Below are 25,256 nucleotides of genomic sequence, written 5' to 3'. Positions count from 1 at the left end.
GGGTCCGGCCGGGTGATGGGCCCGGCCGGAGTGCCACAGGCTACTGGTCGAGCTCGTAGGCGTCCTGGATCTGCTGAGCAGCCTCCTCCGGCTCCATCGCGCCGGAAATCACCTCGACCGTCACGTCGTTGACGACGCGTCCCACCGAGGGACCGAGATCCTGGTCGAGGAAGTGCTGATGGAACTCGGACTGTTCGAGCGTGTCGGCAAAGCCCTTCACGATGGGGTCCTTGAGTCCGGCCGCCGCGCCGACCGCCGCCGGGATCAGCATGCCGGCCTCGGCCATGGTCCGCTCCGACTCCTCGCTGGTGAGGAACTTCACGAAGTCGATCGCCTCGGGCGAGGCGTTCCGCGAGACCGCCCAGCAATTGACCCCGCCGAACGTGTCGGAGGGCTTGCCGTTGCCCCCTTCGACCACCGGGAAGGCGAAGGTTCCGAGATCCTCGCGGGCGATGCCCTCGCCGTCCGCGGCCGCCGCCTTCTGACGGTTGGCGCTGTCGTCGAAGGTCAGCAGCATCGCCGCCCGACCGTCGCCGAAAAGCGCCAGCGTGTCCTGCCAGCGGGTGCCCAGATAGCCGGCCTGGAACGGCTCCAGCGCTCCGAGGTCCTTCAGCTTCTCGAAGGCCGTCACGAAGGGCTCGGCGGTGAAGCCGTCATCCTCGCCGGCCTTGGCCTGCGCGAAGGCCTCCTGGCCACCCAGCCTCAGGGCCAGGTAGGACCAGTAGAAGTGCAGCGGCCACTTGTCGCCGCCACCGCCGGCGATCGGCGTGATGCCCGCCGCCTTCAGCTTCTCGACCGCCGAGAGGAAGTCGTCCCAGGTCTTGATCGCCGCGCCGTCGACGCCGGCCTTCTCGAACATCGGCTTGTTGTAGAAGAAGCCGATCATGCTCATCTTCAGCGGCACGCAGAGCATGCGCTCGTCGATGGTGACGCCGCGGATGGCAGCCGGGATGTAGCTCTTCTCCCAGGCGCCGCCGTCGGCCTTCATCTTTTCGGTAAGGTCCTGGACCGCGCCTGCCTCGTACTGCGCCTTCAGGACGCCGCCGGTCCAGCTGTAGAAGAGATCGGGCGCGTCGTCGGACTGGAGCAGGGTCGGCAGCTTGGCCTTGAACGCCTCGTTCTCGAGGAACTGCAGGTCGACCTTCACGTCCGGATGCGATGCTTCGTAGCTGTCGGCAAGTTTGCGCCAGACAGCCGCATAAGCAGGGTTGGCCTCGACATGCATCAGGCGCACAGTGGTCTCGGCCTGTGCGAAGGTTGCCGCGAACGGGGCGGCGAGCATCAGGCAGCAGACGGCTGCGCCGCGCGCGAGATGCGCTCGGATTCTCATCGACATTGATTTCCTCCCTTGCCCGCGATTTTTCGCGCTTTGCGGATTTAATACGATGCCCTTCCCGGCAATCTGTCAAGCGGGCCCGCGAATTTTTGCGGATGTCCGGCTCAAGCGGTGATTGACACGGGGATTTTCGACGCGCTTATTTCCGGCATCGGAATTAAATGGCGTGCCAATCGATATGAAGACCGGCGATCCGGAGCTGATGCGGGAGATCAACCGCTTTCACGTCCTGGACATCGTCCGGCGCTACGGGCCGATCTCGCGCGTCGAGATCTGCAGTCGCGGCGCCCTGAGTTCGACCACCGTCTCGGCGATCACCGGCTCGATGATCGAGGACGGTATCATCGAAACCCGACCCGTCGGCGGCATTCATGAGCCGACCCGTGGGCGGCCGCGGGTGATGCTGCAGCTGAACCCGGAAGCGGCACGCGTCGTCGGGGTGAAGGTCGGGCTCCACCAGATCACCGTCGCGGTCACCGATTTCTGCGGCCAGATCCTGTCGAGCCTCGAGATGCCGCTGCGGGTCCGGCGGCAGCCGGTGTCGGTCGTCGCCGACATCGTCGAGGACGTGATCCGGCGCGCGGTGGTCGACGCCGGCCTGACCATGAAGGCCATCGACACCGTCTGCACGACGATGCCCGGCATCGTCGAATACGCGACCGGCAGGGTCCGGATCAGCCCGATCTTCAGCACCCGCGACATCGCCTTCGGCGAGGAGGTCGCCCGCCGGCTGGGCGTACGGGTCATCGTCGAGAGCGACGTCAACGCCGCGACCCTGGCGCAGCAATGGTTCGGCTGCTGCCGCGACCTTGCCGACTTCGTCGTCGTCTCGCTCGAACAGGCGATCGGCCTCGGCGTCCTGCACGGCGGCGAGCTGTTCCGCGGCGCCCGCGGCTTGAGCCTCGACATCGGCCGGATGGTGATCGGCACGACGCCGGCCGGCAAGCTGCTGCGCCTCGTCGATCTGGCATCCGAACAGGCGATCGTCAGAGGGCTGGAAGCCGACCCCGCCATCGCCGACGCAGCCTTTGCCGGACGGGGCCTCAGGCACGCGGTCGAACATCTCGGCAAGGGCGATGGCGCGGTCCACGACCAGGTCGCGCAGGCGGGCCGTTTCGTCGGCATCTCGGTCGCCAACATCGTGTCGCTGTTCGCGCCGCCGAAGATCGTCCTCGTCGGCTCGCTGCTCTCGCTCGGGGAGCCGTTCATCAAGGCGATCGGGTGCGGCTTCGAGGAGGCCGTGGCCGAGCCGCTGGCAGGCGTCACCGACATCGTCGTCGAGCCGTTCTCGGACGTCCTCTGGGCGCAGGGAGCGGCGGCGATCGCCCTGTGCGAGCTTTACGGCTCGCCATGGAACACGACCGGTCCGGTGCAAACCGGCTGAGCCGCCCGTTCAGACAGGGCAGCGCATTTTCTGGGAGGAAATCATCATGCAACCCGTCGGCATCGGCATCATCGGCTGCGGCAATATCAGCGCCGCCTATCTGAAGGCCGCCAGGTCCTTCCCGGTTCTCGACATCCGGGCCCTGGCCGACCGCGACATGGCGGCGGCCGAGAGCCGCGCGGCCGAGTTCGGCATTCCGGCCGTCAGCGTCGCGGCGCTGCTCGCCGATCCGGCGATCGAGATCGTCCTCAACCTGACGATCCCCGGCGCCCATGTCGCGGTGGGCCTCGACATCCTGAAGGCCGGCAAGCACGCCTACTCGGAAAAGCCGCTCGGCATCGATTTCGCCGACGCGACCCGCCTGGTCGAGGAAGCGGCCAGGCAGGGCCTGCGGGTCGGCTCGGCGCCCGACACCTTCCTCGGCGGCGCGCATCAGGCGGCGCGCGAATTCGTCGATGCCGGTCACCTTGGCCAGCCGGTTGGCGGGACGGCCTTCTTCATGTGCCCGGGCCACGAGCGCTGGCACCCCAATCCGGACTTCTACTACAAGCGCGGCGGCGGCCCGATGCTCGACATGGGGCCCTACTACATCACCGATCTCGTCAATCTTCTCGGCCCGGTCGCGCGCGTCGCGGGCATGGCGCCGGCGCCGCGGCGGACCCGCACGATCACCAGCGAGCCGAAGAAGGGCGAGACGATCGAGGTCGAGGTGCCGACCCACGTGGTCGGCATGCTGGCGTTTCATTCCGGCGCCGTCGCGTCGATCACCATGAGTTTCGACGTCGCCGCCCACAAGCATCTGCCGCTGGAGGTCTACGGCACCGAGGGCAGCCTGATCGTCCCCGACCCCAACCATTTCGGCGGCGAGGTGAAGTTCCTCAGGAAGGGCGGCGAGTGGACCGATGTCGCCGTCGAGCGGCCCTATGCCGACGGCAACCACCGCTCGCTCGGCCTTGCCGACATGGCCGCCGCCATCCGCCAGGACAGGCCGCACCGCGCCAACGGCGACCTCGCTCTGCATGTCCTGGAAGTGATGGAGGCGATCGGGCGGGCGGCCGAGGACGGCGCGACCATCGACATCACGACGCGGCCGGAGCGCCCGCAGCCGCTGGCCGAGAGCCCCGCTCTCGACCGCCCCGCCTGACCCTCACCCCGACCCGATTCGAAAGGAACATCACCATGAAGGAAGCACTCATCGTCTGGGGCGGCTGGAGCGGCCACGAACCCAGGGAGGGGGCCGAGATCGTCGGCGAGATGCTCGAGCAGGAAGGCTTCAAGGTGTTCACCGAGAACACCACGGAGGCCTTCGCCGACCCGTCGATCCGTGACCTCAGCCTGATCGTGCCGATCATCACCATGTCGAAGATCGAGAAGGAGGAACTCTCGAACCTCGTTGCGGCGGTGAAGGGCGGCGTCGGTCTCGGCGGCTACCACGGCGGCATGGCCGACAGTTTCCGCGACCAGCCGGAATACCAGTTCATGGTCGGCGGCCAGTGGGTGGCTCATCCCGGCAACATCATCGACTATCGGGTCGACGTGACCCGCCCGGACGATCCGATCATGGCCGGCATCGAGAGCTTCGACTACCACTCCGAACAGTATTTCATGCATGTCGATCCGGCGATCGAGGTCCTGGCGACGACCCGCTTTGCCGGCGATCATGCCGACTGGATCGACGGCGTGGTGATGCCGGTGGTCTGGAAGACGCGCTTCGGCAAGGGCCGGGTCTTCTATTCCTCGCTCGGCCACGTCGTCTCGGAGTTCGCCGTGCCGCAGATGAAGGAGATCCTGCGCCGCGGCCTCCTCTGGGCGGCGGCCGACTGACCCTATGTGGCTGGCCGTTGCCGTCGCGGGCGCCAACGCCGTCCCGATGCCCAAGAGGGCAAAGGTCCGGCGCACCGCGCGCCGGACGCCGACGCCGCGGCCGGCCGCCTCACGCCGCGCGGAGCCGCCGCCCCGCCGGCAGCGTCATCGCGACGACGCTGATGACGACGAACACCAGGCCGAGCCAGGCGCTCGGCTGCGGCAGCTCGCCGAGAAAGACGATGCCGATGCCGACGCCGATCGGCACGCGCAGATAGGCCTGCGCCGTGGTGCCGACCGAGCCGAGGCGCTTGAGCAGCGTGAAGTAGATGACGAAGGCGAGCGCCGTCGAGAACACCGATAGCGCCAAGAGGGCGAGCATCGACTCCTGCGACGGCGCCAGCGTCCAGGGCCGGTCGACGACGAGGCTGACGGGGATGAGGATCGCCGCGCCCCAGATCAGCGATCCGGCCGCCGGCATCATCGGATCGAGGTCGCGGAAGGTCCGCCCGAAGGTCACCGCCGCGCCATAGGCGACGGCCGCCAGCACGATGGCGAGCTGCGCCGTCAGCGCCGTCCCGAAGCCGGCGAGCGCCGCCGGGCCGACGACCAGGCAGATGCCGGCGAGGCCCGCGGCGACGCCGAAGATCTTCGGGGCCGTCACCGTCTCGTGGCGGGTCACCAGCGCGTTGATCAGGAAGGCGAAGACCGGCGTCAGCGAGTTGAGGATCACCGCCAGCCCGGCGTCGACATGCTGCTCGCCCCACGCGACCAGCGTGAACGGCATCACCGTGTTGAGGCAGGCCTGGATCAGGAAGCGCCTGGTGTTGCGCCCGTCCGTCGGCAGGCGAAGCCCGCGCAGGCGCAGGATCACCAGCAGCAGGCCGCCGGCGATCAGCGTGCGCGTGGCGATCAGCGTCACCGGCGGGATGGTCTCGACCCCGATCTTGATGAAGCTGTAGGAGGCGCCCCACAGCGTCGCGAGGGCGAGCAGCATGACGAGGCTGATGGCAAGGCGCGGTGGATGGTCCGCCATTGGGGGCTTTCGGGTCCTGAGGAGATGCTTGGGCGTTGGCGGAAGCTAGAGGATCGCCTGGCCACGATGCTACGGTCTTCACCGAAGCATCGCCTCCTGACAAGCGGCCCGGTGCCGCTTATCCTGGCTTTCATGATCGATCCCCCGACCGGCAGCAGCATCGCCGCGACCGCCTTCCTGATGGGCGATCCCGCCCGCGCCAACATGCTGGCGGCGCTGATGGGCGGCGTCGCGCTGACTGCAGGGGAACTCGCCGCCCATGCCGGCGTCACCCCGCAGACCGCCAGCGGCCACCTGGCCAGGCTGCAGGACGGCGGCCTCCTCGCCGTCGAGCGGCAGGGCCGGCATCGCTATTTCCGCCTGGCGTCGCCACAGATCGCCGAAGCGCTGGAGGGGCTGATGGCGCTTTCCAGCGCTTCAGGACCATCCCGCGTGCGCGGCCCCCGCGACGCGGCGATGCGGCTTGCCCGCTCCTGTTACGATCATCTGGCCGGCCGGCTCGGCGTCGCCATCGCCGATGCGCTGCAGCGGCAAGGCTTCATCCACATCGACGACGGCATCGGCATCGTCTCCGACGAGGGCCGCCGATTCCTCTCGGACTTCGGCATCGATGTCGACACTTTCGGCGCCGGCAAGCGGCCGCTCTGCCGGACCTGCCTCGACTGGAGCGAGCGCCGCGCGCATCTGGCCGGCAGGCTCGGCGCCGCGATCCTCGACCGCTCGATCGCGCTCGGCTGGCTCGTGCGCGTGCCGGCCAGCCGGACGCTGCGGATCAGTCATGCCGGCGAGCGCGGCTTCGCCGGGACCTTCCGGTGCGAGCCGGTGTGGGCGGCTGCCACCCTCGCCGCGTCGGGATCGCCGGCGCGCATCACGGCAGCCTCCGGAAACGAATTCCGCGATCCGGCCGACGCCAGACCCGCGGCTCCGGCCTCTGCATGATCGCTGCGACGGCGGGCCGCATCTGACGAAGTCACGGGAGAATATGCCCTAGCGGCATCCGCAGTACGCCGGCAGTCGATCCGCATCGCCGCGCTCCGACCGCCTGCCGGACCGTAAAGGACCGGCAGGCCGCGGGGTTCTCGCGGGATGTGGGGACCGGTGCGGCAACAGAGGCCTCACATTCCAGCCCTCGCGAGGCTCCGGTCGTGCTAGAGATGGCCTCTCGTGCTTTTCCTCGGGCGGCCATCCGGACCGATCGCAGAAGGCCCTCGCCGTCTGGCGCGGAACGGACACCCGATGATCGACAATTTTGCCCAGCCAAGCCGGCGCCTGTTCATCCTGAAGACGATGTTGCCGATACTGGCTGCGGCGTTGCTGCTGAATGGCGTCGCGGCGTCGCTGCTGTGGTGGTCCGCCTCGGGGTCGGATCGCGTCTCGGCCGACCGCCAGCACATGCTGGTGGACGTCGTGGTCGCCGAGATCCGCTCGAAGATCGCTCACGACCAGGAGAGCGTGACGGTCTGGGACGATGCCGTCAGGGAGGTCCGGAACCCGGGGGAGTCGGACTGGATCGACGTGAATCTCGGGTCCTGGATGGCCAGCTATTTCGGGCACGACCATGCCTACGTCCTCGATGAGGAGGATCGTTCCGTCTATGCCTTTGCGGACGGCGCCGAACAGGATCCGTCGGCTTTCGCCGCCGTCCAGGCGCAGACCCTGCCCCTCGTAGAGGCGCTGCGGGCGCGCCTGACGGCGGGCGACACCGACGGCGTGTCCGACCGGACCCTGACGATCGGGGAGTCCGACCTGGTCAACATCGCCGGCCGCCCCGCCATTCTCAGCGTCAAGCCGATCGTCTCCGACTCCGGTGACCTGGTGCAGGTGCCGGGCGAGGAATACATGCACGTGGCCGCGCGGTATCTCGACGGCGATTTCGTGGCCGGGCTGGAACGCGACTACCTGCTGGACGACATGCGGTTTTCCTGGATCCCCGATGCATCGGCGGGCTCGGCATCCGCTACCCTTCTGACGGACGACGGACTGCCGTTCGGCTATCTCGTCTGGACGCCGTTCAGCCCCGGCTCGACGGTGCTGTGGCGCGTCGGCCCGGTGATGCTCGGCATTGCCCTGGCGAGCCTTGTCGTTCTCGCCGGCCTGCTCGCGGCGCTCCGCCGGCGGTCGATCACCCTGTCGTTGAGCGAAGCGGAAGTCCGCCATCTCGCCCACCACGACCTCCTGACCGGTCTCGCCAATCGCGCCCAGCTGGCCAAACGGTTCGACGCCGCGATCGGCGAGCGCTGGACCGGCGGCCACCTCACGCTGATCTATCTCGACCTCGACCGCTTCAAGGAGGTGAACGACACGCTGGGCCACCCCGCCGGCGACGAACTGCTGCGGGAGTTCGCCGATCGCCTGAGGCGTCTGACCGGTGAAGCCGATACGGTGGCGCGGGTCGGCGGCGACGAGTTCGTCGTGCTCACCCGCTCGCTGCTGTCGACGCAGGCCGTCCAGGAATTCTGCGCCAAACTGATCGAGACCACCCGGCGGCCGTTCGACGTCGAGGGCACCCAGGTCTTCATCGGCGCGAGCGTCGGGGCAGCCCGCGCCTCCGAGCCCGGAGACGATCGGGAGGAACTGTTCCGCCGGGCCGACGTCGCCCTCTATCACTCCAAGCGCTCCGGACGCAGCAGCTTCACGCTCTACGATCCGCAGCTCGACCAAGCCGCGACGCGCCGCCGCAACATGGAGCGGGACCTGCGGGCGGCGCTGGAGAACCCTGGCGAACTCGACGTCTACTACCAGCCGCTCATCCGCGCGCACGACGGCACGATCTCCGGATTCGAGGCGCTGGTGCGGTGGCATCATCCGACCGAGGGGCCGATCTCTCCGGCCGTGTTCATCCCGGTGGCGGAGGAGTCCGGCCTCATCCTCCAGCTGGGGGCCTGGGTCCTTGAGCGGGTCTGCATCGACACGCGGGGCTGGCTGGTGGATACCGTGGCGATCAACGCCTCGATGGTTGAGCTGCGCGACTCCCATTATGCAGCCCGGGTCGAGAGGATCCTCCTGTCGAACGGCATGGCTCCCGGACGGCTGGAGCTGGAGATCACCGAGAGCGCCTTCTGCGAGCGGGCGACGGACATCGAGACCAACATCGCCCATCTGCGACGGCTCGGCGTCAGATTTGCGCTCGACGACTTCGGGACGGGTTTCTCCTCGCTGGGGCGGCTGCATGACCTGCATGCCGAACGCCTGAAGATCGACCGCAGCTTCGTGGCCGGTTTCGGGACCGACAAGGGCGACGAGGCTATCGTGCAGGCGATCGTCGACCTGGCGCAGGCGGTCGGCATGAAGACCACGGCCGAGGGCGTCGAGACGGCCGAGCAGCGGGAGCTGCTGTCCGCCATGGGGTGCGACCAGCTGCAGGGTTTTCTGCTTTCCCGTCCGATGCCGGCCCGCGAGATCGACCAGCTGCTGCGCGCCGGCACGGCCGAGACGGTGCTCAGGAGCCCGGACACCGCCGCTCCCCAGTAGGGCGCCGGCTGGCACCGGCACTCCCGGCCCGAAGCATCTGGCCAAGTCTTTCCGCGCAACCTACTCTTCGATCGCCGATCAATGGGAGAGAACGCAAGTCGGCCGCAAGATCGGCAGACGGCCGACGGGAGGAAGACATGGACATCGATCGACGTGCACTTCTGGCCGGCGGCGCGGCACTCGGCGCAGCGCTCGCCATCCCGGGCATTGCCCGCGCGCAGGCCGAGCCCCCCGGCCCGCAGCCATCCCGCTACCCGGACGACGCCTGGGAGGTGCTGGATCCGCGCTTCTCCAAGTACATGATCGGCAACACGCCGCTGCAGCGGCAATGGAGCGGCGCGCTATGGGCCGAGGGCCCGGCGTGGAACGGCGTCGGCCGCTATGCTGTCTTCAGCGACATACCCAACAACCGGCAGATGCGATGGGACGAGGTCACTGGCGCGGTGACGCCGCTCCGGCACGCGTCCAACTATTCGAACGGCAACACGTTCGATCGCGAGGGGCGGCAGATCAGCTGCGAGCATTCCACGGCAAGGGTGGTCCGCTATGGCCGCCAGGGCCCGCCCGAGGTGCTCGCCGAGACCTTCGAGGGCAAGCAGCTGAACGCGCCCAACGACGCGGTCGTCCATCCCGACGATGGCGGGATCATCTTCACCGATCCCGGCTACGGCAGCCACTGGTACTATGAAGGCAATGTCCGGGAGCTGGAGCTGCCGACCAGCGTCTATCACATCGACGCCGCCGGCGGGACGGTGACCCGGCTGACCGACGAGATATTCAAGCCGAACGGCCTCAGCTTCTCGCCCGACTACCGGACCCTCTACGTCGCGGACTCGGCCGCGACGCATCATCCCGAGCCGTCCCGGATCATCGCCTGGACCGTCGAGGACAACGGCCGCCGGCTGACCGGCCGGCGCGTCTTCGCGACCCTCGAGAACGGTTTCCACGACGGGCTGCGCGCCGATGTGGACGGCAATGTCTGGGCGGCCACGGGGTTTGCCGGAGAAGGTCAGGACGGCGTCCACGTCTATGCTCCCGACGGCGTCAAGATCGGGCAGATCAAGACGCCGGAGGGCTGCGCCAACCTCGCCTTCGTCGGCGAGCACCGCAACCGGCTGCTGCTGACCGCCAGCCAGTCGATCTACACGATCTTCACCGCCGCCCAGGGCGCCCATATGGCCTGAAGCGGCTTCCGGGCCGGCGAGGCCAGCGGGGCTGCGAACCGCACCGGCCTTCCGGCCCCATCTCCTGCGGGCCGGGACCCGCCGGGACGGCGCGCGCCATGACGCCGGGGCCGGAACGTCACCCCAGCGCCTGCCGCGCCTCGTCCTCCATCGCGCGCCGGATCGTGACGGCCTGGCTCGCCGGCGCGTCGACATCGGCCCATGTCAGCATCTGGCCCTCGGCCACCGCCCGCCTCATCGCCACGCCGTGGGCAAGGCCGATCGGCAGGCCCTCTCGTCGCAGCGAATCCTCGGCGCGGGCGAGGCGCCCCCAGACCGTGTAGCCGCCCTCGCCGTCAAGGACATCGCCCGGCCTGAGCGCCTTCTTGGCCACCGCCACGACATCCGAGACGAACGCCTCGGTGCGGCCCGTGGGTTCGCCCCGCAGGGCGGCGCTGGCCACCGAGATCGGCAGTTCCAGACCGATCAGATGCGACGGGCGGAACAGCGTCGCATAGCGGCCGGAGCTGTCGGTGACGACCTGGTACTCGCGGAAGCACCGGCGCACGTAATCGGCGCCGCTGCCGCCATCCTCCATTGCCTCGAAGGTGACATAGACGCCCCAGCGCAGGTCCCCGAACACGTGCCGGCCGTCCCGCTCCAGGCTGGAGACGCACTCCACCATGCGGGCCTCGTCCAGCACGCCGCCTGCTGCCTGCGGCTTCAGCACCTCGGCCAGGTCATGGGTGCCGGCCGGCGGAAACTTCAGCCCGTCGCGCGGCGCCAGCAGGCCAGTGGCGTTGGAGATCGCCGCCATTTCCAGCGCCGACTTCGTCCCGTCGAGGAAGGAATTGAACATCTGCGGGTTCATCCCGCCGGCCTTGGCGTCTTCCGGCGACAGCCCGTAGTGTCCCCATACGGTATCGGGCGTCGAGGCGGCGTAGGACGGCAGGTATTTCGTGCCCTTGCCGGCGGCGACCACGCGAAAGCCGCAGGTGCGGGCCCAGTCGACCATCTCGCAGACCAGCGCCGGCTGGTCGCCATAGGCCATCGAATAGACCAGCCCGGCGCTGTCGAACTGCCGGGCGAGATAGGGCCCCGCCAGAACGTCGGCCTCGACATTGACCATGATCATGTGCCGGCCCTGGCCTGCGGCCAGAAGCGCGTGGCGGATGCCGGCGGCGGGACTGCCGGTGGCGTCGATGACGACGTCGAGCCCGGCGGCACGGATCAGCGCCTCGGGATCCTCTGTCACGAAGGTTCGACCCGAGGCGAGCGCGTCCTCGCTGTCCCTGGCGACCACGGCGTCGGCATCCCAGCCGGTATGGGCCAGCGCCTCCCGCGCGCGCGCCGCGGACAGGTCGGCGATGCCGTAGAGATGCATGCCGGGAATGTGCCGGACCTGCGACAGGAACATCGAGCCGAATTTCCCGGCCCCGATCAGTCCGACGCGGATCGGCTTGCCCTCGCTCTGGCGCTTCATCAGTTTCGTGTAGAGATTCACGCGCGGTCTCCTCCCAATCTCTGCCCCCGATCGCCAAACTGCGCCGGCCGCCCGGGCGTTCAAGGCCAACCGCCCGCACCGCCGGCCGCAATCCGCCGACTGACCGCGGGGCGGCCCCGCCCTCGCCGCCGCCGGGCCGGCACGGCGTGCCGCTCCCGGGCAGCGCCGGTTCCGCAGATGGCGACCGCGCGAGCACCGGTCGCATGCCAGCGCCGCTTTGATCTGGCGCAATGTGGAGTTCAGTCGATATCGCCAACTTGCTGGCAGGCGGGACCCACGGGTCCGATGGCTGCCGGGAGATCGAAGATGCGCTTCAGGACGATGCTTTGCGCCGTGGGTCCACAGAGCCCGGAGCGCGACCTCGCGGCGGCGCTTCGCCTATGCGAGGCAAACCGGGCGCATCTTTCGGTGCTCGTCCTCGGCATCGAGCCACCGCCGCCGCTGGGCGAATACGCGATGGTGGCGGAAACCTGGGTTCTGGAGCGGGAAGAGGCGGCGAAGACTCTCGCCAAGGAAGCGGCCGCCGTCAGCGAAATCCTGGCGGAAAGCGATGTCTCCACCGATCTCGACTGCCGCCTTGCCGAGCAGGCCGCCGTCGCCTCGGAGGTCGGGCGGCATGCGCTCTATGCCGATCTGGTCTTCGTCGGTCCCGAACTCGCGCGGTCGAGCGAGCCGTTCAAGGCCGCGACCCTGAAGGGCGCGCTCTTCGAAGCCCAGCGCCCGGTGCTCATGGCGCCGCAGGCGGGCGACGCGACGCTGCAGCCGAAGCGCGTGCTGGTCGCCTGGTCCTCGCACGCCGAGGCGGCGCGGGCCGTGCGGGAGGGCATCGAGATCCTCGCGGCGGCCGAGATGGTGCACGTCACGATGGTGGATCCGGTGGCGAGCGAATGGGGCGACGGGCCGGAGCCCGGCGCCGACATCGCCACCTATCTCACCCGCCACGGCGCCAGGGTCACCGTCGACCGGCTGCCCAGCGGCGGCAACCCGCCCGCCGACGTGCTGCGCCAGCACGCGACGGACGTCGAGGCAGACATGATCATGATGGGCGCCTACGGCCACTCCCGCCTGCGCGAATGGATCTTCGGCGGGGTCACCCGTTCGATGATCGAGGCACCGCAGCTGTCGCTGTTCCTCGGACGGTAGGCCGGGCCGCAAAGGGCGTGCCCGGCATCCGCGGGCGCCGCTTCGCCGCCCCCGATGCTTTTCTGCATGCGACCTGCGGGGGTGGTACGTCCTTCGCAAAGCCAGGCTGACGCCGCTTGGCCGCCGGCGGGTGCCCTGCGGCCGGTCAGGCCTCGCTCGCTGCCGCCTCGATCGCCGCGACGTCGATCTTTCCCATCCCCAGCATCGCGGTGAAGGCGCGCTTGGCCTTGCCGCGATCGGGCCCGGTGGTGAGGTCGAGCAGCAACTTCGGCGTGATCTGCCAGGAATAGCCCCAGCGATCCTTGCACCAGCCGCAGACGCTTTCCTGCCCACCATTGCCGACGATCGCGTTCCAGTAGCGGTCGGTCTCTTCCTGGTCCGCGGTGACGACCATGAAGGAGACGGCCTCGTTCGGCGTGAAGATCGGTCCGCCGTTCAGGCCGACGAACTTCCGGCCGAGCAGGGTGAACTCGACCGTCAGTTCGTCGCCTTCCTTGCCGCTCGGATAGTCGGCCACCGCCGCATTCACCCGGTCGACCGTGCTGTCGGGAAATGTCGCGGCATAGAATTCCGCCGCCTTCTTCGCTTCGCCGCGGTCGAACCACAGGCAGGGAACGAGTTCGGTCATCACCATTCTCCACTTCGAGCCGGCCCGCCCGCCAGGGGCTCCGGGCGCACCAGCCTGCGTTGCTCAAATCAGCCCCTGGTGGGTTCGCCGGCCGCTAGCGACCGTATCGAGGCATGCGACAATGCGGCGTGGCGGTCCTTGCCCCACCGCCGAGGCGGTTCACGGCAGAATGCTGCCGATGGCCGGGCGAGCGTCATGCCCTGCCCTCGCTCCGCGTCACCGACGCCCTGTTCCTCCTTGCCGCCTCCGCGTCCGGCTTCCTCCACTGCCAGGCGACCGCTGACAATGAAGCCGAAGAATCCGGCGAAGAACCGGCCGTCCGTGTCGGATCGCGCCAGATCCCGCCACCATTCGTCCAGCCCGCCTGCCTCGAGGGCGCCGTTCTCCACCGCAGCGCCGACCGTTCCGCCGATGACCCTGCGGAACATGGCGAGCGGCGTCGCCACCATGTGGGGAACGACCGTCATGTCCCGTCCGCCGCGCTCGCGCAGGAGCCGCGGCAGCCGGCGGCCGATCCAGGGACTGGGGATCGAGTTGGCGACCTGCCGCAGGATGTGCCGCGTCAGCGCGGTGTTGCCGGCATCGACCACGATGCAGTCATAGTCGAACTCGAACAGGGCGAAGCGGCCGCCCGGCCGAAGCACCCGGACCATCTCGTCCAGCGCACGCTCCGGCGTCTCGACATACATCAGCACGCGCTCCGTCCGGCACATGTCGAAATGGTCGTCCGGGAAATCCAGCCGGGACGCATCCCCGATCCGGTAGGTGACGGAAGCGGAGAGCGCGACGGCGCGCCGCTGCGCTTCGGCGACCAGCGAGCGGCTCTTGTCGATGCCCACGATCGCGCCCGCATCCCCGACCCTTCCAGCCAGAGCGAGCGTCGTATGGCCGATGCCGCAGCCGATATCGAGGATCCGGTCTCCCGGCCGCGGCGGGCAGAGCGCCAGCATCTGTCGGCGGCAGATCGCGATGGACTCGAGGCGATCCGCCGAATCCAGGAAGGCGAACAGCGCCTCGGATTCCGCCGCCTGGTCGGCATCCCGAAAGCCGCGGTGAATGTCCGTCATGGCGACCTCCCTGGCCGGTGTCTGCTGCCAGCGCGCGGCACGGCGGATACCGCCGAAGCGGTGGCGGCGCCGCCGCTGCTGTCAGGGCCGTTCCAGGCGCCCGGATATTCCAGCTGCATCGCCACGACCCGGGCGGTCGACGCCCCGTATCGCTCGGCGATGGCGGCGAGTGTCGCGTCCAGCGCCTCGACCGGACGGCGGTCGTCGATCGCGAGGATCGACGGTTCCCCGGCGCGGGAAGCGGCCGGGCGATCCGGCAGGATGCGGATGCCGCTGCGGGTCTCGACGGGCCCGTCCGCGAACGTCACCGCCCGAGAGCGATAGGTCCGCGACCAGGCATCGGCGGCGAGCGCCAGCGCCACCTCATCCATCCCGGCTCGCAGGTCGATGCCGAGCTCCTCGTGCCGCCAGAAGGCCAGGCGGTTGCGCAGCACCGTTGCCGCGAAGGGCCGGGTAAGCCGGAATGCGGCGCTAGCATGCCGGGCGTCCCATTCCGTGAGGCCGAGGTCCACCGCCACCGCCGCCGCCCGGGCGCGGCCGGCGATCGCCTCGATCAAGGTCAGCATCATCGGCATCGAGGCGGTGATGCCGGTCGTCGTGGCGACGCTGCCGTCGATCACGAACCGGCGGTCGGGGACATAACTCATGCCGGGACTGATCGCCCGCAGCGCCTCGCGATAGTACCAGTGCGTCGTCGCCCGCCTGCCCTCAAGCAGGCCCGCCTCGCCGACGACCTTCGCCCCGGCACATACGCCGATGACGAAGGCGCCCTTGGCCGCTTGGCTGCGCAGCCACTGCAGGGCGGCCGGATCGTCGTCACGGCTCATCGCCGGAACGATGACGTAGTCGGCCCCGCCGAGATGCGCCGCATCGAAGGCGGCGGTCGTGGCGTCCGGCTCGACCGTCAGCGCCGGATAGAGCCGGACGGGGCCAGGTCCGGTGGCAAGCGCCATGACGTCCGCGACGTCGGCGCGGCGCAGGATGCCGTAGGTGACGAGATAGTCGGTCGTCTCGGTCGCATCGTTGATGCCGAGGACGGCAACGAGGGGGCGCGAGCGCTTGCGCGGCCGCAGTGCCGAAAGCGCCGCAGCGTGTTCCTCGGGCGCGACGGCTGGCGCCACCGCTGGCGCGGGCGATGGCGGCAGGGACAGCATCCAGCCGCCGAAGCCGAACAGGCAAAGGACGACGAGGCCGGACCCCACCCAAATGCCGATGCGCCAATTCATCCTGCCCGCCCGCCACCATGTCAGCCGCTCCCCATCCGGAGCAATGCAGGGTGAGGCTAGGCGGCAGGGACCCTGGCGGAAATGACAAAGAGGGCGTATTTCCTGCCAATGCACCGCGTCGTCTTCGTCGTCTATCCGGGCTTCGAGCTCCTCGACACCGCCGGGCCGGCTTCGGTCTTCACCGGCGCCAATCGCGTCCTGCGCCAGTCCGGCCGCAGCGAATTCTACGATGTTGGGCTGGTATCGGCCGAAGGCGGCACGGTCGAAAGCAGCAGCGGCATCGCGGTCGAGACGCTAAGGATCGCGGCACTTCGGAGCGGCGACACGATTCTCGTCGCCGGCGCCGAGCGGGAACCGCTGCTTGCGGCGGTGGCGGAACCTATGCTTCGAGCTGCCCTGCCGGCGCTGGCGAGCACGGCGGAGCGCTTCGGCTCGGTGTGCAGCGGCGGCTTCCTCCTCGCCTCGCTGGGGCTGCTCGACGGTCGCCGCGTCGCGAGCCACTGGGACGCCTGCAAGCCTTTTGCCGCCAGCTATCCCCACGTCACCGTCGATCCGGATGCGCTTTACGTGGTCGACGGGCGGCTGTGGACGTCGGCCGGGGTCACCACCGGGATCGACATGGCGCTCGCCATGGTGGCCCGCGACCTCGACGCCTCGACCGCCGGCGAGGTGGCGAGGCGGCTGATCCTCTACGCCCGGCGCCCGGGCCACCAGTCACAGTTCAGCCCGGTCCTTGCCGCACAGATCAAGGGCGACAGCCCCTTCGCCGACCTGATCGGATGGATGCAGGCCAATCTGGACGCGCCGCTGGACATACCCTCGCTGGCCGACCGCGCCGGGCTCAGCGAACGCAGCTTCCATCGCAAGTTCGCCGCCGCGACCGGCATGACGCCCGCCCGCTTCGTCGAGACGGCGCGGCTCGACGCGGCGCGCCTGCTGCTGTCGCGCGGCCTGTCGCTGAAGGAGATCGCGGCGAAGGTCGGCCTCTATCCGACGGCGCGGCTGTCGGAAGCCTTCGAACGCCGTTTCGGCATGGCGCCGCGGCTGTTCCGCGACATGCATGCCGGGCTCGACCGGGTGGACGCTGACGACGTCGCAGAGCCGGCACTTCGCCGCGGCGGCTGATGCACGTTTCTGTCCCGGGGCAGCCCGGTCCCGCGGGATCGCTCCCTCAACACCGGATGAACCTCTCGCGGCATGAGGAAAATGGCGGCAGGCGCCGCCGCGCGAACCGTCGGCGGCGCCTGCCTTGTCGGCGCGTCAGCCCGGCTTGACCTCGATCTTCTTCTCCTCGGCGCGGGCCTCGGCGGTCTTCGGCAGCCGCACGGTGAGGACGCCCTTGGCGAAGTTCGCGTCGATCGCGTCACGGTCGATGCCCTGCGGCAGCGGGAAGGAGCGCACGAAGGATCCGTAGCGGCGCTCGGACTGGTAGTAGTCCTTGCGACGCTCTTCCTTTTCTTCCTTCTTCTCGCCCATGATGGTCAGCAGCCCGTTGGCCAGCTTGACCTCGATGTCCGTCTCGTCGAGCCCCGGCAGTTCCGCTGTGATCTCGTACTCGTCATCCTTTTCCGCCACGTCGATCGCCGGCATGCCGCCGCCGAAGACGGTCTCGCGCGGCCAGTCGAAATCGAAGCCCGCACGGCTGAGCGCCCCGCGGGAACGCCCGCCGAAGACGTCGAACAGGCGGTCCATTTCGTTGCGGACGGTCTCAAGGGGCGACCAGAGACGCCCCGTCGCGGGAGCCGGGACCGGCGACGTTTCCTTCTTGACCGGAAATCTGGTTGCTGTGTCGGCCATGATGCAATCTCCTGTCACGAGTGCCTGACGAAGCGGCACGGTCAGGCCGGGTTGATGGTCGATGAACGCAGCGCCGTCGGCGCGGCGCGCGCTCAGCCCGCGACGAAAGCGCGGCGCCCGCGGGATGGCATTGATTCCGATCAACCGGGGGCACGCGTCTCCCCTCGCCGGCCGACGCGGCCGCCGCGACCGGGTCGCCGGCGCGGGTCTTTCCTGCCGCTTGCGCGAGATCAAACGCCGCCGCGCCGGCGCATGGAAGGAATAGGATGCTTGCCGGGGCCAGCCTCCGGTGAGGTCCGGGCGATCCCGCCTCGGTCGCCGCGACAGGGCCCCAGCTGCGGAGGCGCGCCGTGAAAGCCATGACACTCCACGCTCCCGGGCAGCCGCTGCGGCTCGAGGAACGTCCGGACCCGGTGCCGGGACCGGGCGAGATCCGGGTGCGGGTGGAAGCTTGCGCCGTGTGCCGCACCGATCTGCACGTCGTCGACGGCGAACTGCCTGACCCAAGGCTGCCGATCGTGCCCGGCCACGAGATCGTCGGCATCGTCGAGGCTCAGGGCAGCGAGGTCCGCCAGGCGAGGGTCGGCTCCCGGGTCGGCGTGCCCTGGCTCGGCCACACCTGCGGCGCCTGCCGCTACTGCCTGGAAGGGCAGGAAAACCTCTGCGACCGTCCGCTGTTTACCGGCTATACCCGCGACGGCGGCTTTGCCACCCATGTCATCGCCGACGCGGATTTCGCCTTCGAGCTGCCCGTCGAGGCCGACCCGGTGGCGACGGCGCCGCTGATGTGCGCCGGGCTGATCGGATGGCGGTCGCTGCGCGCCGCCGGCGACGCGAAGCGGATCGGGCTCTACGGCTTCGGCGCCGCCGCCCACATCATCGCGCAGGTCTGCCTCTGGCAGGGCCGCTCGGTCTTTGCCTTTACCCGGCCCGGCGACGCAGAGGCCGAGGCATATGCGCTGTCGCTCGGCTGCAGCTGGGCCGGCGGTTCGGACGTCGCGCCGCCGGAGGAACTGGATGCGGCGATCATCTTCGCGCCGGTCGGGGCGCTGGTGCCCGCGGCGCTTTCGGCCGTGCGCAAGGGCGGCCGCGTGGTCTGCGGCGGCATCCACATGAGCGACATCCCGGCCTTCCCCTACCGCCTGCTGTGGGAAGAGCGCAGCGTCGTCTCGGTCGCCAACCTGACGCGGCGGGACGCCACGGAATTCCTTGCGATCGCGCCGCGCGCCGGCGTTACGACGCGAACCACCGTCTATCCGCTGACCGCCGCCAACGACGCGCTGGCGGACCTGCGGGCCGGGCGGTTCCAGGGTGCGGCGGTGCTCTGCCCCGAGCTGCGTCAGTCGGCGGGAGCCGCGTAGCGCCGCCAGATCGCCTTGCGGATGCGGCGGCGACTCTCCTGCGGCGGCAGGGTCGGGTCTTCCTCCACGCGCCTGGCCTCCAGCGCCAGATCCTCGTCGCGGATCACGTGGCGGAACCAGGCGGAATAGTCCCCTGCCCGCAGGTGATGTTCCCAGGTCGCATCGTCCACCTCCGCCGCGATGTCCACGAAGCGGTAGAGGTTCCTCGCCGGGCGGTTCATCGCCTGGTGAGGGCCGCGGAAATAGAAGCTGCGATCCGCGCCGACGTCGCCTTCGGCGTATTTGCCGCGATGACGCCGGTGCACCTGAACCGGCGTCGCCGCCCTGAAGCAGGCCACGGGCTCTCCGGAGCGCGGCTGCCAGTAGAGCACCTCGTCGGGCCCGCATGCCGGCATCGGGGGCGGCACCGCGACCCCCATCGCCCCGGCGATCGCCGCCGCCATCTCGTCGTCGGGATCGCCGACAAGGAGCACGACGTCGATGCCGCGCAGGACCGCGGGCGAGACGGCATGGGGATAGGCGGTGATCAGGATCGCCGCCGGGACCTCGACCGGCGCCGGCGCCTCCCCGTCCCCGATGGCGGCGGGCAGGACCTGGTGCGCCTCGTCGATCAGCAGCCAGTGCGGCCGGCCGGTGCGCTGACGCTGGCGCGCGATCTGGGCGAGCATCGCCGAGATCAGCGCCTGCCGCTCGCAAAGCGGCAGCGCCTGGGTGTTCACGACCAGATTGACCGTGTCGTCGCGGAGCAGCTTCAGCGCCTCGGCCGCCGGCGGCGGGGCGCGCAGCGTGCCGACGAACACCGCGTGCTCGAGGTCGATATAATCCCCCTCCGGATCGATGACGCAGAACTCGAACTGCCGCTCCGCCATCTTCTCGGTGAGTGCCGTGGCGAGGCACGACTTGCCGCTGCCGGAGCGCCCGACGATCAGCACGCCGCCGCCCGATGGCGCCAGCAGGACCTCCCTGCCGTCCTGGTCGGTGCCGGCGCGGATGCCGCGGCGGCCGGGCGGCGCCAGGGCCGCGTCCTCGGCGATGATCCGGTCGATCAGCTCGGCGACGCCGGCGCCGTGGTCGCCCGCCAGCACGATGTCGGCTTCCTCGCGGACCGAATGGACGGCGTTGGCGACGGCCGCGCCGCAGCCGCTGGCCGCCAGCAGCGCATGGTCGTTCTCCGCGTCGCCGACCGAGACGACGTTATGGGCGGAGATGTCCAGCTCCCGGAGCGCGGCGCGAAGCCCAGATGCCTTGTTGATCCCGGCGGGCAGGATCATGATCGCTCCCTTGTTGAAGACGATCTGCAGTTCCAGGCCCAGCTCCCGGATGGCCTGCAGGACGGCGCCCTGGTGCGGCTCCCACGTCGCGACGATGCCGCGTCCGACCGAGATCGGCCCGACGCCGAGTTCGCGAAGCCTCTGGACGAAGCGTTCCGGCGGCGGCGGCGCCAGCAATTGCTCCTGCCCGGTCTGGGGATCGAGGAGGAGCGCGCCGTTTTCCGCCACCACGCGGTCGAACAGGACCGTCTCGGGAAACAGCCGCTGGAGATCGGGAATTTCGCGCCCGGTCACGAGGATCAGCCGCCGGCCGGTCTCCCGCAGCCGCTTGAGGGAAGCGACGGTCCGCTTCACCACCCGGCCGTCATGGGCGAGCGTGCCGTCGTAGTCGGTGGCGAGCGCGAGAAAGTACACGGTTGCTCTCCGGCGGCAGGGCGACAGCGCCGGATACTAGCCTCTCCGCCGGCCGCGTGACGAGAATTCCCGCGCGACAGTGCCCGGATCCGAAGGCAGGCCGTTGATCGAGATCAATGGGGTTGGCGCCGCGCAGCGCAATGATCGGCCTGCACGCCTGCGCCGGCGTGCCCCTTGCGGGGGTCCCGTTCCAGAGGAGGCTCACATGGCCCTGTTTAGAACCGCGAATGTCGGCCCGACCGACCGGGTCGTCCGGATCGTCCTGGCGGCGGTGGTGGCGTTTGCCGCCTATGCCTACCTGGCCGCTCCCTGGTCCTATGTCGGCTATGCCGTGGCCGTCATCCTGGTCGCGACGGCGGCCGTGCGCTTCTGCCCGGCCTACGCCCTCGTCGGTGCGAGCACCTGCCGAACCACGCAGACGTACTGACGGGAGGCCGCCAGGTTCGACGCCGATCCCCGCGAGCGGGACGGCGGCACTGGCGGACCGGGCCATGCGCAACCTCGCCGAGGCGTCTCCCGGCATGTCCGATCCCGGCGGGACGGTGGCGGCGCCGCTCCCCGGCGAGGTCGTCGCCCTCGCCGTTCCCCGCAATCTGTCAGGCCTGATCTTCCACAGCGGCTGGCGCGAGCAGATCGTGCTCGTCGTGCTTTCGGGCGCGGTCTTCATGGTCAACATCCTGCCGCTGGAGTTGCAGCGGCGGATCGTCAACGACGCCACGGAAGGCGTCGACTGGATCAGGATCGCGTGGCTGGCGGTCTTCTACGCGCTGCTGGCCATCGCGCTCGGGCTGCTGAAACTCGGCATGAACATCTATCGCGGCCGCACCAGCGAAAGCGCCGTGCGCTGGCTCAGGGCCGCCATCCTCGGCGACATCGGCCATTTCCGCGACGGCGTCCGCCGCCCGCTGCCGCCGGGCGTCGAGGTCTCGCTGGTGCTCAGCGAAGCCGAACCGATCGGCAGCTTCGTCGGCGTCAGCATCTCCGAGCCGCTCCTGCAGGGCGGCCTGCTGCTCAGCGTGTTCGGCTACCTGACCTATCTCAACCCGCTGATGGCGCTGGTCGCCGCGGCGGTCTTCTCGCCGCAGATCGTCTTCGTTCCGCTGATGCAGAACGCCATCAACCGGCGCGTCGGCCGGCGCATCGCCACGCTGCGCACCCTCAGCATCGAGATCGTCGACGCCCCCGTCGACGCGCGCCAGGCGGAGCGGTCCTACGACCGGGAGATCGGCGACGTGTTCGCGCTGAACATGGGCATCTTCAAGCTGAAATACTCGATGAACTTCGCGATGAACCTGTTCCATCATCTCGGCGTCGCGGCCGTCCTGGGGGTGGGCGGATACTTCGTGGCGCACGGCGAAACCGAAATCGGAACGGTGGTGGCGTTCATCTCCGGCCTCGCCCAGGTCAACGGGCCGTGGGGCGACCTCGTCGACTGGTATCGCGAGCTGCGCGTCACCCAGACCAAATACGGCCTGATCACCCAGGTCCTCGCGACCTTGACGCCGCCGGCCCCGAATCCGGTTTGAGGCAGGTCAAGGCGAAGCGTTCCTCCAGCGGCTGATCTGAGGGCATGTCCGACGGCCCGGTCTTTGCCATGCAGGATGTCACGAAGGTCTACCGGACCGGCGGCAACGAGGTGTGGGCGCTGCGCGGCGTCAGCGCCGAACTCGCCGCCGGCGAGGTCGTGGTCATGCTGGGGCCGTCCGGATCCGGCAAGTCGACGCTGCTCAACATCATGGGCGGGCTGGACCGCGCCAGCGGCGGCCACGTCAGCTTCCGGGGCGAGGACCTGACCGACGCCAGCGATCGCGAGCTGACGCTCTATCGCCGCAACCATGTCGGCTTCGTCTTCCAGTTCTACAATCTCATCCCGAGCCTCACCGCCCGCGAGAACGTCGCGCTGGTGACCGAGATCGCCCATGACCCGATGACGGCGATGGAAGCGCTGGACCTCGTCGGGCTCGCCGAGCGCAGCGACCACTTCCCCGCCGAGCTGTCGGGCGGCGAGCAGCAGCGCGTCGCCATCGCCCGGGCGGTGGCCAAGCAGCCCGAAGTGCTGCTCTGCGACGAGCCGACGGGGGCGCTCGATTCCGCGACCGGCATCAAGGTGCTCGAGGCGCTGACGTCGATCAACGAGACGCTCGGCACGACCACCGCCATCATCACCCACAATGCCGGCATCCAGGCGATTGCCCACCGGGTGTTCCAGTTCATCGACGGGCGGATCGAGAGCGTGCGCCGGAACGAGACGCGCCTCGCCCCCAGCCAGGTGACGTGGTGACCGCGGTGAGCGCGCTCGACCGAAAGCTGCTGCGCGATCTCGTCCGGCTCTGGGCGCAGGGCATGGCGATCGCCCTGGTCATGGCCTGCGGCGTCATGACGATCATCATCGCCATCGGCGCGCATCGCTCGCTGCTCTTGACGCGAGAGGCCTATTACGAGCGCTACCGCTTCGCCCACGTGTTCGCCGAAGCCAACCGGGCGCCGCTGTCCCTCGGGCGGGCGATCGCCGAGATCCCGGGCGTCGCCTTCTTCGAGATGCGGATCAGCCGCCGTGTGCTGCTCGACATGCCGGATATGCGCGAGCCGGCCTCCGGCCAGGTGGTTTCGCTGCCGATCCGGGGCGAGCCGCAGGTCAACCGCCTGCTGGTGCGCAAGGGCCGCCTGCCGGACGCCGGCCGCACCGACGAGGTGGCGGTGAACGAGGATTTCGCCATCGCGCATCGGCTGCAGATCGGCGACAGCTTCTCGGCGATCCTCAACGGCCGCAAGGAGCGGCTCAGGGTCACCGCGACGGTGCTGTCGCCGGAGTTCATCTACACGATGGGCCCCGGCGACATGGTGCCGGACGCCCGCCGCTTCGCCATCCTCTACATGCCCGAGGACGTGCTGGCGCCGCTGTTCGATCGCGAGGACGCGTTCAACAATCTGGTGCTGCGGCTGATGCCGGGGGCCAGCGAGCCGGCGGTGCTGATGGCGGTCGACCGGCTTCTGAAGCCCTATGGCGGCATGGCCGCCTACGGGCGCCAGCACCAGATGTCGCACGCCTTCCTGGACGCCGAACTGGAACAGCTGGCGGGGATGGCGCGGATCATTACGCCGATCTTCCTCGCCGTCTCCGCCTTCCTGATCAACATCGTGCTGACGCGGCTGGTGGCGCTCGAGCGCGAGCAGATCGGCCTCTTGAAGGCGCTCGGCTATTTCGACCGGACGATCGCCTGGCACTATGCCAAGCTGGTGATAGCCATATCGCTGGTTGGGATCGCCATCGGCAGTGCCGCAGGCACCTGGCTCGGCCGCGGCATGGCGCGGCTCTACAGCGAGTTCTTCGCCTTCCCGTTCCTGGTCTTCCAGTCGAGCCCCGACCTCTACGCCATCGCCGCGTCGATCTCGGTGGCGGCAGCGCTGGCCGGCGCGATGAGGGCGATCCTCTCCGTCCTCGCGCTCGATCCGGCGATCTCGATGCGCCCGCCCGCCCCCGCCCGCTTCCGGCGCACCGTGCTCGGGCGGATGGGGCTGGGGCGGCCCTTCTCCAAGCTCACCGTAATGGCGTTCCGCGAGCTCTTGCACAGGCCGGTGCGGGCGATGCTGACCAGCCTCGGCATGGCGCTCGGCGTCGGACTGCTGGTGACGGCGCTGTTCACCGGCGACTCCGTCGACTTCATGGTCGAGACGGTGTTCTTCCGCGCCGACCGGCAACATGCCAGCATCGCCTTCGGCGATCCGGTGGAACCGGCGGTCATGGCCGCGGTCCGGCATCTGCCGGGGGTGACCGCCGCCGAGCCCTATCTCGGCGTCCCGGTGATCCTGCGCAACGGCAACCGGTCGCGGCGGCTCGTCGTCACCGGCAAGCCCGCGGCGACGACGCTCTCGCGCGTCCTCGGCGCCGATCTCGAGCCGATGCAGCTGCCGGCCGACGGCATCGTCATCTCCGAGCGGGTCGCGGAAGTTCTCGGCCTGTCGCCCGGCGAGACGGCGACCGTCGAGATTCTCACGGGGCGCCAGACCGTCGCGCCGGTGCGGGTCAGCGCCGTCGTCCGGAGCTATCTGGGTCTTGCCGTCTACATGGACATCGACGCGCTGGACCGTCTGACCGGCGAGGGCCCGCGCGTCGGCGGCGCCCAGCTCGCCGTCGACACCAGCGAGCTGGGCCCGCTCTACGCCGCCATCAAATCGACGCCGGCGATCGCCTCGCTCGGCCTGCAGACGCTGTCGCGCGAGAAGTTCCGCCAGACGATCGACCGCAACATATCGATCATGACCACGCTCTACCTCACTTTGGCGATCATCATCGCCTTCGGCGTGATCTACAATTCGGCCCGCATCCAGCTGTCGGAGCGGGCCCGGGAACTGGCCAGCCTGCGGGTGCTGGGCTTCACCCGGATGGAGGTGTCGCAGGTTCTGCTCACCGAACTCGTGCTCGTCGTCCTCATCGCCCAGCCGCTCGGATGGGCCCTCGGCGCGGGCTTCGCCATGCTGGTGACGCAGGGTTTGGCCAGCGACCTCTTCCAGGTGCCGCTGGTGCTCGAGACCAGCACCTTCGCCACGGCGAGCCTGATCGTCCTTTCGGCGGCCGCGGCATCCGCCCTGCTGGTGCGCCGCCGGATCGACCGGCTCGAACTGATCCGCGTCCTCAAGACGAGGGAGTGAAC

Annotated in this window: 21 protein-coding genes; 13 read left to right on the top strand and 8 right to left on the bottom strand. The window is 69.5% G+C overall.

Features of this window, described 5'->3' with window-relative positions:
- Window positions 1-40: 40 nt before the first annotated feature.
- Entirely contained in the window at window positions 41-1,336 is a 1,296-nt protein-coding gene (locus LXB15_RS02620; protein WP_370640159.1) for an extracellular solute-binding protein, read from the bottom strand.
- A gap of 178 nt (window positions 1,337-1,514) precedes the next feature.
- On the opposite strand from LXB15_RS02620, the gene LXB15_RS02615 reads away from it, so the two are divergent.
- The 3 genes from LXB15_RS02615 to LXB15_RS02605 are packed head-to-tail and all read left to right on the top strand — an operon-like array spanning window position 1,515 to window position 4,544.
- A complete protein-coding gene (locus LXB15_RS02615) occupies window positions 1,515-2,720 on the top strand; it encodes an ROK family transcriptional regulator (protein ID WP_233953030.1) in 1,206 nt (401 codons plus the stop codon).
- Between the two features lie 46 nt (window positions 2,721-2,766).
- Window positions 2,767-3,864 carry a Gfo/Idh/MocA family protein gene (locus LXB15_RS02610; RefSeq protein WP_233950738.1) on the top strand — a complete coding sequence of 366 codons (1,098 nt, stop codon included), beginning with the start codon at window positions 2,767-2,769 and terminating at the stop codon, window positions 3,862-3,864.
- Between the two features lie 35 nt (window positions 3,865-3,899).
- Window positions 3,900-4,544 (top strand): ThuA domain-containing protein, encoded by a 645-nt coding sequence (locus tag LXB15_RS02605; RefSeq protein ID WP_233950737.1) that lies wholly within the window; start codon window positions 3,900-3,902, stop codon window positions 4,542-4,544.
- Between the two features lie 109 nt (window positions 4,545-4,653).
- Here the strand turns inward: LXB15_RS02605 and LXB15_RS02600 are convergent, their stop codons facing one another.
- Window positions 4,654-5,559, bottom strand: coding sequence for a DMT family transporter (locus LXB15_RS02600; protein ID WP_233950736.1), 906 nt, complete (start codon window positions 5,557-5,559; stop codon window positions 4,654-4,656).
- Between the two features lie 111 nt (window positions 5,560-5,670).
- On the opposite strand from LXB15_RS02600, the gene LXB15_RS02595 reads away from it, so the two are divergent.
- The 3 genes from LXB15_RS02595 (at window position 5,671) to LXB15_RS02585 (ending at window position 10,214) form a co-directional block, all read left to right on the top strand.
- Window positions 5,671-6,498, top strand: a complete 828-nt coding sequence (locus tag LXB15_RS02595) for an ArsR/SmtB family transcription factor (protein WP_370640158.1) — start codon at window positions 5,671-5,673, stop codon at window positions 6,496-6,498.
- Between the two features lie 297 nt (window positions 6,499-6,795).
- Window positions 6,796-9,030 carry a bifunctional diguanylate cyclase/phosphodiesterase gene (locus LXB15_RS02590; protein WP_233950735.1) on the top strand — a complete coding sequence of 745 codons (2,235 nt, stop codon included), beginning with the start codon at window positions 6,796-6,798 and terminating at the stop codon, window positions 9,028-9,030.
- A gap of 137 nt (window positions 9,031-9,167) precedes the next feature.
- Complete coding sequence (locus tag LXB15_RS02585; protein WP_233950734.1) at window positions 9,168-10,214, top strand: SMP-30/gluconolactonase/LRE family protein; 1,047 nt, start codon at window positions 9,168-9,170, stop codon at window positions 10,212-10,214.
- A gap of 118 nt (window positions 10,215-10,332) precedes the next feature.
- Here the strand turns inward: LXB15_RS02585 and LXB15_RS02580 are convergent, their stop codons facing one another.
- Window positions 10,333-11,697, bottom strand: coding sequence for an NAD(P)H-dependent oxidoreductase (locus LXB15_RS02580; RefSeq protein WP_233950733.1), 1,365 nt, complete (start codon window positions 11,695-11,697; stop codon window positions 10,333-10,335).
- 306 nt (window positions 11,698-12,003) lie between these two features.
- Between LXB15_RS02580 and LXB15_RS02575 the strand changes: the two genes are divergently transcribed.
- A complete protein-coding gene (locus LXB15_RS02575; protein WP_233950732.1) occupies window positions 12,004-12,840 on the top strand; it encodes a universal stress protein in 837 nt (278 codons plus the stop codon).
- A gap of 145 nt (window positions 12,841-12,985) precedes the next feature.
- Here LXB15_RS02575 and LXB15_RS02570 read toward each other — a convergent pair whose 3' ends face one another.
- From LXB15_RS02570 to LXB15_RS02560, 3 genes are all read right to left on the bottom strand, one after another.
- Window positions 12,986-13,468 (bottom strand): VOC family protein, encoded by a 483-nt coding sequence (locus tag LXB15_RS02570; protein ID WP_233950731.1) that lies wholly within the window; start codon window positions 13,466-13,468, stop codon window positions 12,986-12,988.
- A 68-nt stretch (window positions 13,469-13,536) separates the two neighbouring features.
- On the bottom strand, window positions 13,537-14,535 hold the full coding sequence (locus LXB15_RS02565) for a methyltransferase domain-containing protein (protein ID WP_233950730.1): 999 nt from the start codon (window positions 14,533-14,535) through the stop codon (window positions 13,537-13,539).
- Window positions 14,532-15,761: a DJ-1/PfpI family protein gene (locus LXB15_RS02560; RefSeq protein ID WP_233950729.1), complete on the bottom strand. Its 1,230-nt coding sequence runs from the start codon at window positions 15,759-15,761 to the stop codon at window positions 14,532-14,534. Before LXB15_RS02560 ends, LXB15_RS02565 begins: the two co-directional genes overlap by 4 nt.
- 81 nt (window positions 15,762-15,842) lie before the next feature.
- Here LXB15_RS02560 and LXB15_RS02555 point away from each other — a divergent pair, with 81 nt between their 5' ends.
- Entirely contained in the window at window positions 15,843-16,886 is a 1,044-nt protein-coding gene (locus LXB15_RS02555; RefSeq protein ID WP_233950728.1) for a GlxA family transcriptional regulator, read from the top strand.
- A 135-nt stretch (window positions 16,887-17,021) separates the two neighbouring features.
- Here LXB15_RS02555 and LXB15_RS02550 read toward each other — a convergent pair whose 3' ends face one another.
- Window positions 17,022-17,558: an Hsp20/alpha crystallin family protein gene (locus LXB15_RS02550; RefSeq protein WP_233950727.1), complete on the bottom strand. Its 537-nt coding sequence runs from the start codon at window positions 17,556-17,558 to the stop codon at window positions 17,022-17,024.
- Window positions 17,559-17,908: 350 nt separating this feature from the next.
- Here LXB15_RS02550 and LXB15_RS02545 point away from each other — a divergent pair, with 350 nt between their 5' ends.
- A complete protein-coding gene (locus LXB15_RS02545) occupies window positions 17,909-18,919 on the top strand; it encodes a zinc-dependent alcohol dehydrogenase family protein (protein WP_233950726.1) in 1,011 nt (336 codons plus the stop codon).
- On the opposite strand, the gene LXB15_RS02540 is transcribed toward LXB15_RS02545, so the two are convergent.
- Complete coding sequence (locus LXB15_RS02540) at window positions 18,898-20,604, bottom strand: HAD family hydrolase (protein ID WP_233950725.1); 1,707 nt, start codon at window positions 20,602-20,604, stop codon at window positions 18,898-18,900. The two genes, LXB15_RS02545 and LXB15_RS02540, sit on opposite strands and share 22 nt — an antisense overlap.
- Window positions 20,605-20,809: 205 nt before the next feature.
- Here LXB15_RS02540 and LXB15_RS02535 point away from each other — a divergent pair, with 205 nt between their 5' ends.
- The 4 genes from LXB15_RS02535 (at window position 20,810) to LXB15_RS02520 (ending at window position 25,254) form a co-directional block, all read left to right on the top strand.
- Window positions 20,810-21,031 (top strand): DUF2892 domain-containing protein, encoded by a 222-nt coding sequence (locus LXB15_RS02535; protein WP_233950724.1) that lies wholly within the window; start codon window positions 20,810-20,812, stop codon window positions 21,029-21,031.
- A gap of 64 nt (window positions 21,032-21,095) precedes the next feature.
- Complete coding sequence (locus tag LXB15_RS02530) at window positions 21,096-22,130, top strand: ABC transporter transmembrane domain-containing protein (RefSeq protein WP_233950723.1); 1,035 nt, start codon at window positions 21,096-21,098, stop codon at window positions 22,128-22,130.
- 68 nt (window positions 22,131-22,198) lie between these two features.
- Window positions 22,199-22,885, top strand: a complete 687-nt coding sequence (locus tag LXB15_RS02525) for an ABC transporter ATP-binding protein (RefSeq protein WP_233950722.1) — start codon at window positions 22,199-22,201, stop codon at window positions 22,883-22,885.
- Window positions 22,882-25,254 carry an ABC transporter permease gene (locus LXB15_RS02520; protein ID WP_370640157.1) on the top strand — a complete coding sequence of 791 codons (2,373 nt, stop codon included), beginning with the start codon at window positions 22,882-22,884 and terminating at the stop codon, window positions 25,252-25,254. Before LXB15_RS02525 ends, LXB15_RS02520 begins: the two co-directional genes overlap by 4 nt.
- Window positions 25,255-25,256 lie beyond the last annotated feature (2 nt).

Source organism: Aurantimonas sp. HBX-1, from assembly GCF_021391535.1.
In the GTDB taxonomy this organism is placed as follows: domain Bacteria; phylum Pseudomonadota; class Alphaproteobacteria; order Rhizobiales; family Rhizobiaceae; genus Aurantimonas.
Note: the sequence above shows the minus strand (reverse complement) of the source record. Positions and strands in the feature narration are given on the sequence as shown.

What these genes read in the sequence shown, in the direction of transcription:
- LXB15_RS02605 (WP_233950737.1), top strand. Translation starts at nt 3,900, where the DNA reads ATGAAGGAAGCACTCATCGTCTGGGGCGGCTGGAGCGGCCACGAACCC.
- LXB15_RS02530 (WP_233950723.1), top strand. Translation starts at nt 21,096, where the DNA reads ATGCGCAACCTCGCCGAGGCGTCTCCCGGCATGTCCGATCCCGGCGGG.
- LXB15_RS02600 (WP_233950736.1), bottom strand. Translation starts at nt 5,559, where the DNA reads ATGGCGGACCATCCACCGCGCCTTGCCATCAGCCTCGTCATGCTGCTC.
- LXB15_RS02555 (WP_233950728.1), top strand. Translation starts at nt 15,843, where the DNA reads ATGACAAAGAGGGCGTATTTCCTGCCAATGCACCGCGTCGTCTTCGTC.
- LXB15_RS02535 (WP_233950724.1), top strand. Translation starts at nt 20,810, where the DNA reads ATGGCCCTGTTTAGAACCGCGAATGTCGGCCCGACCGACCGGGTCGTC.
- LXB15_RS02525 (WP_233950722.1), top strand. Translation starts at nt 22,199, where the DNA reads ATGCAGGATGTCACGAAGGTCTACCGGACCGGCGGCAACGAGGTGTGG.
- LXB15_RS02610 (WP_233950738.1), top strand. Translation starts at nt 2,767, where the DNA reads ATGCAACCCGTCGGCATCGGCATCATCGGCTGCGGCAATATCAGCGCC.
- LXB15_RS02615 (WP_233953030.1), top strand. Translation starts at nt 1,515, where the DNA reads ATGAAGACCGGCGATCCGGAGCTGATGCGGGAGATCAACCGCTTTCAC.
- LXB15_RS02560 (WP_233950729.1), bottom strand. Translation starts at nt 15,761, where the DNA reads ATGAATTGGCGCATCGGCATTTGGGTGGGGTCCGGCCTCGTCGTCCTT.
- LXB15_RS02620 (WP_370640159.1), bottom strand. Translation starts at nt 1,336, where the DNA reads ATGTCGATGAGAATCCGAGCGCATCTCGCGCGCGGCGCAGCCGTCTGC.
- LXB15_RS02585 (WP_233950734.1), top strand. Translation starts at nt 9,168, where the DNA reads ATGGACATCGATCGACGTGCACTTCTGGCCGGCGGCGCGGCACTCGGC.
- LXB15_RS02575 (WP_233950732.1), top strand. Translation starts at nt 12,004, where the DNA reads ATGCGCTTCAGGACGATGCTTTGCGCCGTGGGTCCACAGAGCCCGGAG.
- LXB15_RS02590 (WP_233950735.1), top strand. Translation starts at nt 6,796, where the DNA reads ATGATCGACAATTTTGCCCAGCCAAGCCGGCGCCTGTTCATCCTGAAG.
- LXB15_RS02565 (WP_233950730.1), bottom strand. Translation starts at nt 14,535, where the DNA reads ATGACGGACATTCACCGCGGCTTTCGGGATGCCGACCAGGCGGCGGAA.
- LXB15_RS02570 (WP_233950731.1), bottom strand. Translation starts at nt 13,468, where the DNA reads ATGACCGAACTCGTTCCCTGCCTGTGGTTCGACCGCGGCGAAGCGAAG.
- LXB15_RS02550 (WP_233950727.1), bottom strand. Translation starts at nt 17,558, where the DNA reads ATGGCCGACACAGCAACCAGATTTCCGGTCAAGAAGGAAACGTCGCCG.